Source organism: Streptomyces sp. NPDC006134, from assembly GCF_040628835.1.
GTDB lineage: Bacteria > Actinomycetota > Actinomycetes > Streptomycetales > Streptomycetaceae > Streptomyces.
Window position 1 is genome coordinate 55599 of the sequence record NZ_JBEXTV010000047.1, and the last position, 10517, is coordinate 66115.

Sequence of the window (10517 nt, forward strand, 5' to 3'; positions counted from 1 at the left end):
GGGCGCCGGACGAGCGCTACGGGCGGATGACGGCGCGGACGCAGCCGTCGGTCTTCTGCTTGAACAGGTCGTACGCCGTCGGTGCCTGGTCGAGGGGGACGCTGTGGGTGGCCAGGTGGGAGGTCCGCAGCTCACCGGCGGCCAGTCGCTCCAGCAGCATGGGGATGTACCGCTGGCCGTGCATCTGGGCCCCGCGCACGGTCAGTCCCTTGTTGATCACGGCGCCGAGCGGGAACTTGTCGACGGCACCGGCGAAGACGCCCAGGATGAAGACGGTGCCGGCCTTGCGGCAGGCGTGGATGGCCTGGCGTACGGCGGTGGGGCGGTCGGTGTGCAGGCGCAGCTGCTGTTTGGCCTGGTCGTACAGGTACATCGGGCCGTCGCTGTGGGCCTCCATGCCGACGGCCTCGATGCACACGTCCGGGCCGCGTCCGCCGGTGCGTTCGCGCAGCTCGGCGGCGACGTCCGTGGCCGTGTAGTCGATGGTCTCGCAGCCCGCGTACCGCTCGGCCATGGCCAGCCGCTCGGGGATGCGGTCGATGGCGACGACCCGTTCCGCGCCGAGCAGGCTCGCCGCCCGGGCCGCCATCTGCCCCACGGCGCCGCAGCCCCAGACGGCGACGACGTCGCCGGGTTTCACCCCGGCGAGGTCGGCGCCCATCCATCCGGTGGGCACCGAGTCGGAGACGAACAGGGCGCTGACGTCGTCGATCCCGTCGGGGACGCGGAAGGCGCCGTAGTCGGCGAAGGGGACGCGGACGTACTCGGCGTGGCTGCCGCGCAGGCCGCCCATGGCGTGGGAGTAGCCGAAGATGCCGGCCGTCTCGTAGCCGAACAGGGCCTGGCCGATGCCGGGGTTGGTGTTGGTGTTGTCGCACAGGGACCACAGGTCGTTCGCGCAGTACCAGCAGCGTCCGCAGCCCACGAACGAGCAGACGACGACCCGGTCGCCCACCCGGTGGCGGCGCACGCCGGGACCGGTCTCCACGACCTCCCCGACGAACTCGTGCCCGATCACGTCCCCGGCGCGCATCGCCGGGATGTATCCGCCGATGAGGTGCAGGTCGGAGCCGCAGGTCGTGCCCGCGACGAGCCGCACGATCATGTCCTGGTCGTTGCGCAGTTCCGGGTCGGGGACGTTCTCGACGGACAGCTTGTTCACGCCCTGCCAGCACAGCGCCTTCACAGCACTCCCTCCCCACCGGAACGGCGGTCGAGCAGCCCGATCAGCTTGCCGGCCGGGGTCGGCCGGGTCGTCGGCGGCGCGTCGGGGCGCAGCACTTCCCCGGCCTCCAGGAGGGCCTTGGCCTCGCGCAGCGCGAGCCGGAGTTCCTGGCGGGGGTCCTCGCCGGCCAGCCGTGCGGGCAGCGAGGAGGACGTGCCCTCCGGCGCCGGCCCGGCCGGCCGCACGGCCAGCTCCGTGCCGCGGTCGCCGGGTGCCGGCCGGATCCGTACGTCCACCGAGTCCCCGAACCGGTCCAGCGGCGGGGGCGGCTTCTCCTCCGTCCCCACCTCCGCGACCGGCCGGTTGACCGTCACGGTCAGCCACCGGCCGTCCGGCCGGCCGCCGGGGCGGGAACCGGACCTGGCCCGCCACGCCGCCGCGACGCCCGCCGCGCCGACGAGCGGCACCATCCACACCGTCTTCCTCATACGACCGTCTCCGCTCCGGCGCGTGACCTCGCGCGTGACCATGACCGTCCCGCGCCGGGTTTCCGCGACCGGCGGGGCCAAACGACGGCCGGACGCCGAACCGGGCACCGCCTGATCCGCACCTCGCCGACGACGGCACCGGTACCCCGGGAACGCGTGGAACCGGCGCCGGGGAGAACCGGCCCGACCACGGACCCCGGCCGGTGGAGCCATGCGGACGCCACCACCGGCCGGGAGCGGATCACGCGGGCCGGGCTGACGGCCGGGCGGGAGGAGTCCGTGCCGGAGGGCGACGGCGGTCATGCCCCGCTCTACGCGACCCGCATCTCCACGAGCGGTTCGAGCCGGGCGGCCCACTCCGGGTACATCGCCGTCTTCCGCTCGTGCAGCGCCATGATCCTGCCGCCGGGCTCCGGGGCCATGTCGTCGGAGAGGTCGGGGCCGATGGCGACCCTGGACGCCGTCTTACACCGTCTTCGCGCGGCACGGCTACGCGCAGGCGTGCGTGCGGGAGATCGCGGAGGAGGCGCGCGTCGCCAAACCGGCCGTCTACCGCCACCTGAGCGACAAGGAGACCCTCTTCCGTCACGCCGTCGAGGCGGCGGCCGACGCCCTGATGGCGGAGAACCTCTCGGTCATCGGGCGGCTGCGCGACCGGGACCGGGACGATGACCTGCGGGCGGTGCTCGCGGACACCGCCCAGCGGCTGCCGCGGATCTGCAACGGCGAACGCGCCCGCGCCCTGCGCTGGTTGACCTACGCCCAGGTGGGCGGGTTCCCCGACCTGGTCGAGACCGTGCAGGAGCGCACCGCTCCCGCGCGGCGCTCGCCGACCGGCTGGCCCGCCTCTCGCTCGCCGGGCGCCTGCGCCCGTGCGACCCGGAGCAGGCGGCCGAGCACTTCCTCGCCTTGCTCACCGGCCCCTTGGAGGCCCGCTCCGGGCTGGGCACCCGGCGCCTCCCCGCCGCCGAGCTGCGCGGCCCGGCGGACGCGGCCGTGGACACCTTCCTGCGTGCGTACGGCAGCGAACGAGCGGCCGGGACCGCGGCCCGCGGCGGCGGAGAGTCACGCCCCGGGGCCTGTCGTCCGGACCCGGCCGCGGGGTGCCGGCGGTCCCCGCCGGCACCGGTGGGCGGGGGTGCGGGCCGTGACGGCGGGTGGAGCGTCCACCCGCAGACCGGCGGCTGATCACCGGCGGTACCGTGGGCCGCGTGATCGATGAAGGAGCGCTGCGCCCCCAGTCCCTGATGCTGACGTTCCTGGGCGACCAGGTGCTCGGGCGCGACGTGTGCGTGTACTCCGGCAGCGTCATCGACGTCTTCGCCCGCGTGGGCATCGGTGAGCAGGCGACCCGCTCGACGCTCACCCGCATGGTCAACCGCGGCCTGCTGCGCCGTCAGCGCGAGGGCCGCCGGATGTACTTCGGGCTGACCGAGCGCTCGGCGGCCGTGCTGCGCGACGGGGAGCGGCGCGTCTGGCACACCGGCGCCGTCAACCGGCACTGGGACGGCACCTGGACCCTGCTGGGCTTCTCCCTGCCGGAGTCCTGGCAGCGCCAGCGTCACGACCTGCGCTCCCAGCTGGCCTGGAGCGGGTTCGGCCCGCTGTTCAACGGTCTGTGGATCGCCCCCGGCGAGGTCGACGTGTCGGCGCTGGTGGCCGAGCTGGGCCTGTCCGCCCACGTGAAGGTGTTCCGCGCGCACGCCGACGCCGGCACGGACATCGGCGCCATGATCGAGGAGACCTGGGAGCTCGGCGAACTGGCGGCCCGCTACGAGGCGTTCGTACGGCGCTGGCAGCCGTGGGAGACGCGGGTGCCGCAGGACGCGGACGACGCGCTGCCCCTGCGGCTGCGGGCGCAGGCCGAGTGGCTGCGGATCATCCGCGGCGATCCCCGGCTCCCGGTGGAGCATCTGCCGGACGACTGGCCGGCGCAGCGGGCGGAGCGGACGTTCCGCGCGGTGTACGAGCGGCTGACCCCGCTCGCGGAGTCCGCCGCGGAGCGGCTGCTCGACCTGGTACCGGTGCGGGACGACCCGGCGTAGCGCCCCGGCGCAGCGCCCCGGCGGGAACCGCCGCGCGGCAGCAGCCGGAACAGGCCCTCTCCCTTGATGTTGTGCAAATGATTGACGGCCGATCAATCAATGCCTAACTTCACCGTGGCACCGGTGCGGTCCCCCACCGGTGGCGCCCCACGGCAACAGGGAGCTCACCGTGCAGCCATCCCGTACGTCCGCCCGTCCCCCCTCGCCCTCCCCGGAGATCCGGCAGTTGCGCCGCGTGGCCCTGTCCGGACTGCTCGGCACCGCCGTCGAGTTCTACGACTTCCTCGTCTACGGCACCGTCGCCGCCCTCGTCTTCGGCGACCTGTTCTTCCCCGAGGCCGACCCCGCGGTCGGCACCGTCGCCGCCTTCGGCACCTTCGCCGCGGGCTATGTGGCCCGCCCGCTGGGCGGCATCGTCTTCGGCCACTTCGGCGACCGGATCGGCCGCAAGTCGATGATGCTGCTGACCATGGCCCTGATGGGCTGCGGCAGCTTCCTCATCGGCCTGCTGCCGACCTACGACGCCATCGGCGTGTGGGCGCCGGTGCTGCTCGTCGCCCTGCGGGTCGTCCAGGGCGTGGCCATCGGCGGCGAGTGGGGCGGCGCGACCCTGATGGTCGTCGAGCACGCCGAACGCACCCAGGGCTCCCGGCGCGGCCTGTGGTCCGGCTTCACCCAGCTGGGCGCCCCGCTCGGCTCGGTCCTGTCCGCCGGAGTGGTCACCGTCGTCTCCGCGCTCCCCGACGAGGAGTTCCGCTCCTGGGGCTGGCGCGTCCCGTTCCTGCTCAGCGTCGTCCTGCTGGCCGTCGGCCTGTTCGTCCGTCTGAAGGTCGCCGAGAGCCCGCTGTTCGCCCAGGCGAAGCGGGAGCCCGCGGCGAGGCCGCCGGTCGTGGAGGTGCTGCGGCGGCCGAAGCCGGTGCTGCTGGCCGCCTGCGTGGGCATCGGCGCGTTCACGGCGCAGTCGCTGCTGACCGGTTTCATGATCTCGTACGCCGTCGACCGGGGTTACAGCCGTCCGCAGGTGCTCACCGCCGTCACCGTCGCCTCCTGCGTGGCGCTGGCGGTGCTGCCCGCCGCCTCCGCGCTGTCGGACCGGGCCGGCCGCCGCCCCGTCGTGCTCGCCGGGGCCGTCGCCTGTGCCGCGCTCGCCTTCCCGGTGCTCGCCCTGGTGGACTCCGGCTCCCTCGGCCTGCTGATCCTCGCGCTCGCGCTCGGCCACGGGGTCGCCCAGTCCACGATGTACGGCCCGCTCGGCGCGCTGCTCACCGAGCTGTTCGGCACCCGGGTCCGCTACACCGGCGCCTCCCTCGGCTACCAGGCCGCGACCCTGATCGGCGCCGGGTTCTCCCCGATGATCGCCGGCAGCCTCGTCGCCGCCCACGGCGGCGGCAGCACCCCCGTCTCCCTGCTGCTGTGCGCGGGCGCGGCGGTCACCGCGCTCACCGTGTGGCGGCTGCGCGAGACCCACACCGACGCCCTGGACTCCTCCGCGGCCCCCGCCGCCTCCCTCGCACCGGAAGGAACCTCGCGGTGAAGGTCCGTCTCACCCTGCTGACCGTGGCGCTGTGCGCCGCGACCGCGCTCCCCGCGCAGGCCGCCCCGCACGACGCCCGCCTGGAGGGCCGGCTCCCCTCCGGCGCCCACTACGTGATGGACGTACCCGCCTCCTGGAACGGCACCGTCCTGCTCTACAGCCACGGTTACACCGCCCCCGGCGCGCCCAACCCGGCCCGCAACGCGCCGGACGCGGTCACCCGGGACATGCTGCTCCGGGAGGGCTACGCGCTGATCGGGTCCTCCTACGCGACGACCGGCTGGGCCGTCACCGAGGCCGTGCCCGACCAGCTCGCGACGCTGGAGGCGTTCACCGGCAGGTTCGGCCCGGCCCGGCGGACGCTCGCCTGGGGCACCTCCTACGGCGGGTTCGTCACGACGGTGCTCGCCGAACGGCACGCCGGCCGCTTCGACGGCTCCCTGTCCCTGTGCGGACTCGTCCAGGGCGGCGTCGCCAACTGGAACAGCACCCTGGACGCCACGTTCGCGCTGAAAACCCTGCTGGCCCCGGACTCCGGCATCGCGCTGACCGGTTTCACCGGCCGGGCGGCGGCACAGAGCGCCGCGCGCGAACTCACCGCCGAGTCCGACGCCGCCCAGCGGACCCCCGGGGGCCGCGCCCGCATCGCGCTCGCCGCCGCCCTGCACCACATCCCCGGCCACAACGACCCCGCCCAGACCGAGCCGGCCCCCGACGACCCGACCGGCCGGCAGGCAGGCCAGTACGCGGCCGTCAGAGCACTGCGGCAAGGGCCCGCCTTCGACTGGCGGCAGGAGGCGGAGAGCCGGGCGGGCGGCAACCCGTCCTGGAACACGGGTGTCGACTACACCGCCCTGCTCCACCGGTCACCGCTGTACAAGGAGGTGACCGAGCTCTACAAGGGGGCGGGCCTCTCCCTGAGCGCCGACCTCACGGCGCTCAACCGCGCGCCCCGTGTCTCCGCCGACCCCGCGGCCGTACGGTGGATGCGGCACACCAGCGTCCTCACCGGCCGGCTCACCGACCCTCAGCTGTCCGTCCACACCACCGGGGACGCGCTGATCCCGGTGGCGGCCGAGAGCGCCTACCGGCGGGCCGCCACGGCGGCCGGCTCCGGGCCCCTGCTCGCCCGGGCCTACGTCCGCGCCCCGGGCCACTGCACGTTCACCCCGGGCGAGACGGCCGGCGCCCTGCACGCCCTGGAACACCGGCTGGACACCGGCCGCTGGGACGTCTCGCCGGCCTCGCTCGACTCCCGCGCCCGGCAGGCGGATCCGGCGGGCGAGGCCCGCTACACCGCGTACCGGCCCGCGGCCCACCCCCGGCCGTACGACCTCGCCCACCCGGGGGACGCCCGGCCGTGAGGAACCGGCCGAAGCGAGCGCTGCCGCATCACCCAGGTCGAGCGCAGCAGGGAAGCGCCGAACTTCATCTCGAACGTGCCGACGGTCCGTCCTTCCGCGTCCGTCACGTCGTAACCGGCCCCGAGATCGACGATGTTGCGCGCCTTGAAGCCGAACCGGGCCTGTTTCTCCGTGTGGTCGGTGTAGAAGGTCACCTGTTCCCTCATCGCCAGGCGTTTTTGCCGGGCGAAGGCGACGACCTCCCCGTCGGAGCCGTCGGGCCCGGCCGTGGTCACCACGTACCGGTCGACCGCGAGGGCGATCTCCCGCTTCACATGGAAGCGGTCTTGACGACACCGGCGTCACCGCGTCGTGAACGCTCCGCCGTCGACGTGGATGGTCTGCCCGGTGATGTGCCGGGCGCCGGGTGAGGCCAGGAAGCAGGCCCTCCGGCGGCGCGCCGCCCGCGAAGAGCACTGAACCGGACGGCGCGGCCGCGTACTTCGGGGTTTCATCGCCCTGAGCCCACGCGTGACGACGCCGGGGTGCCTTGTGGCACCCCGGCGTGGTGTCGGGGGCGAGGAGAGCGGAGGGACTGGTTCATCGAAAGGGAAGAAGAAGGAAGTCCGTCCATGGCCTCGCCGCAGGGCGACAGTAGCAGTCAGGCGGGGATCAAGTCGCGCAGGTTTTCGGGGGTGACGACCCGGGAGTGCGGGTGCAGCCCGTCCGGGCGTTCCAGGCCGATGTAGGTGACGGGGCCGTCCGGGACCGTGGTGCCGTCCCACAGAGTGGTGGCCGTGGCCCGGTCGGCCATCAGGTCCACGAGGTACCGGACCGTGAGGTGGTCCCGCTCGACGATGCCGCGCAGCAGCGTCGCGACCGTCACCCGGTTCTCCTCCACGCGGTTGGCGCTCGGGGTGCCCCGGAGGTACAGGTGGAGCCACTTGGCGCGCCAGCGGCCGTCGCTCCCCCGCTGGAAGGCGAGCGGCAGCGCGACCCTGCCGGGGCCGCGCAGTTCCGACTTCATGCGCACGGTACGCGGCTCGAAGGGGCGGCCCCGCTGCTCGGTGTCGCGCAGCATGAAGCCGAAGAACGACTCCTCGGCCTCCTCGAAGCCCTCTCCCGCGTAGATGTTGACCTGCGGGACGACGAAGGTGCCGCGCACGGCGTCCAGACACAGGTCGATGAACTCCGAGGCGCCGTCGGGCGCCTCCGTGAGGTCGCCGGAGTGCCGGCCGCCGACCTCCTTCAGGGAGGTGTACGACAGCCAGGAGACGGTCTGATACGAGGCGTCCAGCAGCAGCGCCGACAGGTCGTAGTCGGTGCGGCGCGCCGCCTGCTTCCAGTGGACGAAGAACCGCAGCAGTTCGCCGCCGACGGGCGTCAGGGAGCCGCGGGGCAGCACGCCGAGGCCGGCGGCCGTCGCCCTGCCGCTGAGCGGAAGGGCGACGTCGAGGACGTCCGGGCCGATCAGCAGGTGCCCCGGCTCCGGGAGGCGGCGGCGTATCTCGGCGTCCATCGTGGCGATCAGGCGCTCGCGCTCCGGCGCCGGCACGGGCGGGCGGGTGTCGTCGGTGACCCGGGCGCGGCCGAGGCGGTTGACGAAGACGCGGCTCTCGCCGGTCTCCCGTGCGCGGTTGTGGAGGTGCTCGCGGACCGACAGCAGGACCCGGCCGGAGACCTGCGCGACGATCTGTTCGGCGGCGGCCGCGACGGCGTCGCGCTCGTCCTGGGCGGTGCACGCGCGCAGCAGGCGGTCCAGGGAGCGGAACAGCTTGCCGGGGGCGGCCGTCAGCAGCCGCGCGGCCCCGGTGACGTCGTGCGCGCCGAGGAGTTCCTCGACGCGGCTGTCGAGGGACCGGGCCTCCTTCTCGCCCCGGGCCACGGCGAACACGTCCGCGGCGTGCGGCCAGCGTGGGTGCTCGTGCGGGTGGAGGCGTTCGCCGAGGCGCTTGAACGCCTCGCGGTGCGCGGTGACGTCGGCGAGCTTGGCGGGGGCCGCCGCCACCACGGCGTCCAGTCCGGCGAGCAGGATACGGCGGACCGGCCGGGGCAGCGAGCGGAACCGGGTGGGTTCGACGAGGGTGACGTCGCCACCCGACAGGGCGCAGGCCAGGCGGAGCACGTCGGTGACGGTGTCCAGGAGGGGGTCCGCGCCGGCGTCGAGGCGGGCGAGGTTGACGACGGCGCGGTTCTCGCGGACCGGGATCGTCTCGGGCTGAGGGCCGTCGGCGCAGTGCCCGGCGAGGACGGACAGGTCGCGCAGGCCCTCCTCGCCCAGCGGGGTGGTGCTGCCCGCCAGGGCCAGGTACAGGGCGGTGATCTCCTCCTCCGGGGCGCCGCCCAGGTGCAGGACGGTCATCCGGTCGCCCGCGGCGGCGATCAGTTCGTCGTGGGCGGCGAGCATCTCCTCGTAGGTGTGCCGGTAGGTGCCGTACGACGGGAGGGTCAGCAGGTCGACCACACCGGTGCGGAGCTGGGCGAGCGTGCTCTCGCGCGCGGTGTCGTCGGCGAGCGCCCCGGCGATGCACCACATCCAGAAGTCGAACGTGTCCGGGACGTTGGCCGGGAAGTCGATGAAGTAGACGTTGTGCCGGACGTGGTCGCCGGCCATCTCGCGGACGGTGTCCAGTGTGCGCGCGGCGGTGTCGACGACCGTCGCCTCGGACAGACCCGACAGGTGCTCCAGCACGGCCGCGGAGAGTTTGAAGCCCACGGACATCAGCGCAGCGTCGAACCGGCGTGCCGCGACGTCGCCTTGCCCGGCGGGTCCGGTGGGGGCGGGGAGGCGATGGGTGTGCCGGATGACCAGGGGTTCGAGACGGTGGGGCATCCGGGGATGATCGCAGAACGGTGCGCGGTGACGCATTCGGGTTTTCGGGCACGGGGTTTCGGTGGGCTTGCGCACGGCGGGCGGGCTCCGCTGCCGGGTACACGCTCGAACAGCAGCGTGGTGACCTGCCCGTGGCGGGGAAGAGGCCGGCGAGGGTCCCTCGGCCGACCGCCACGACGAGCAGGTCGTGGCGGGCCGGAACCGAACGTCGAGCGCGGCTTCCCGGTGCAGCACGGGCAGACGCGCGGGTTCACGGAAGCGCGGAATCGCGGACGAACGGTGGGGCCCGCGCGCTCATGCCGGTTACTTCGGGGCGCGGTTGAACAGCGACGTGGACCAGCGGTAGCCGAGCGCGATCAGGCCGATGCACCAGGCGATCGCGATCCATCCGTTGTCGCCGATCCCGGTGCCGAGGAGCAGGCCGCGCAGGGTCTCGATGGCGGGGGTGAAGGGCTGGTACTCGGCGATGGGCTGGAACCAGCCCGGCATCGTGTCGGCAGGGATGAAGGCGCTGGAGACGAGCGGCAGGAGGATCAGCGGCATGGCCATGTTGCCGGCCGCCTCGGGGTTCGGGCCGGCCAGTCCCATGCCGACGGCGATCCAGGTGAGCGCCAGGGCGAACAGCGTGATCAGCCCGAACGCCGCGAGCCACTCCAGGGCGGTGGCGTCGGTGGAGCGGAAGCCGATGGCCACCCCGACGGCGCCGACGAGGACCACGCTCATCACACACTGCACCACGCTGCCGACGACGTGCCCGATGAGCAGGGAGCCTCGGTGGATGGCCAGGGTGCGGAAGCGGGCGATGAGACCCTCGGTCATGTCCATGGAGACGGACACCGCGGCACCGATCGTGGTGGAGCCGACGGTCATCAGCAGCAGGCCGGGGACGAGGTAGGCGACGTACTCGGAGCGGTCCGCCCCGCCGCCACCGATGCCCGCGCTCATCACGTCGCCGAAGATGTAGACGAACAGCAGCAACAGCATGACCGGCGTGAGCAGCAGGTTCAGCGTCCCGGACGGGTAGCGCCTGGCGTGCAGGAGGTTGCGGCGCAGCATCGTGGACGAGTCGCGCAGGGCGAGGGAGAGGGAGCTCATCGCAGGGCCTCCTT

General features: G+C 73.8%; 9 protein-coding genes. 4 read left to right on the forward strand and 5 right to left on the reverse strand.

Translation table 11 applies throughout. From position 1 onward, the window contains the following. Nucleotides 1-16 precede the first annotated feature (16 nt). Nucleotides 17-1186 carry a zinc-dependent alcohol dehydrogenase gene (locus ABZ340_RS26835; protein ID WP_358784391.1) on the reverse strand — a complete coding sequence of 390 codons (1170 nt, stop codon included), beginning with the start codon at nt 1184-1186 and terminating at the stop codon, nt 17-19. After that, nucleotides 1183-1653, reverse strand: coding sequence for a hypothetical protein (locus ABZ340_RS26840; protein WP_358784392.1), 471 nt, complete (start codon nt 1651-1653; stop codon nt 1183-1185). The genes ABZ340_RS26835 and ABZ340_RS26840 overlap by 4 nt, the downstream gene beginning before the upstream one ends. An 837-nt stretch (nt 1654-2490) precedes the next feature. On the opposite strand from ABZ340_RS26840, the gene ABZ340_RS26845 reads away from it, so the two are divergent. From ABZ340_RS26845 to ABZ340_RS26860, 4 genes are all read left to right on the forward strand, one after another. Next, nucleotides 2491-2841, forward strand: coding sequence for a TetR/AcrR family transcriptional regulator C-terminal domain-containing protein (locus ABZ340_RS26845; protein ID WP_358784400.1), 351 nt, complete (start codon nt 2491-2493; stop codon nt 2839-2841). A 23-nt stretch (nt 2842-2864) separates the two neighbouring features. Further along, on the forward strand, nt 2865-3698 hold the full coding sequence (locus ABZ340_RS26850) for a PaaX family transcriptional regulator C-terminal domain-containing protein (protein WP_358784393.1): 834 nt from the start codon (nt 2865-2867) through the stop codon (nt 3696-3698). A 235-nt stretch (nt 3699-3933) separates the two neighbouring features. Next, nucleotides 3934-5232, forward strand: coding sequence for an MFS transporter (locus ABZ340_RS26855; RefSeq protein ID WP_358784401.1), 1299 nt, complete (start codon nt 3934-3936; stop codon nt 5230-5232). Beyond that, complete coding sequence (locus ABZ340_RS26860; RefSeq protein WP_358784394.1) at nt 5229-6596, forward strand: DUF6351 family protein; 1368 nt, start codon at nt 5229-5231, stop codon at nt 6594-6596. Before ABZ340_RS26855 ends, ABZ340_RS26860 begins: the two co-directional genes overlap by 4 nt. Here ABZ340_RS26860 and ABZ340_RS26865 read toward each other — a convergent pair. The 3 genes from ABZ340_RS26865 to ABZ340_RS26875 all read right to left on the reverse strand — a co-directional run bounded on the left by ABZ340_RS26865 (nt 6524) and on the right by ABZ340_RS26875 (nt 10503). After that, nucleotides 6524-6910 (reverse strand): hypothetical protein, encoded by a 387-nt coding sequence (locus ABZ340_RS26865; protein WP_358784395.1) that lies wholly within the window; start codon nt 6908-6910, stop codon nt 6524-6526. The two genes, ABZ340_RS26860 and ABZ340_RS26865, sit on opposite strands and share 73 nt — an antisense overlap. Before the next feature lie 326 nt (nt 6911-7236). Continuing rightward, nucleotides 7237-9408 (reverse strand): hypothetical protein, encoded by a 2172-nt coding sequence (locus ABZ340_RS26870; RefSeq protein ID WP_358784396.1) that lies wholly within the window; start codon nt 9406-9408, stop codon nt 7237-7239. A gap of 303 nt (nt 9409-9711) precedes the next feature. Next, complete coding sequence (locus ABZ340_RS26875; RefSeq protein ID WP_358784397.1) at nt 9712-10503, reverse strand: ABC transporter permease; 792 nt, start codon at nt 10501-10503, stop codon at nt 9712-9714. Nucleotides 10504-10517 lie beyond the last annotated feature (14 nt).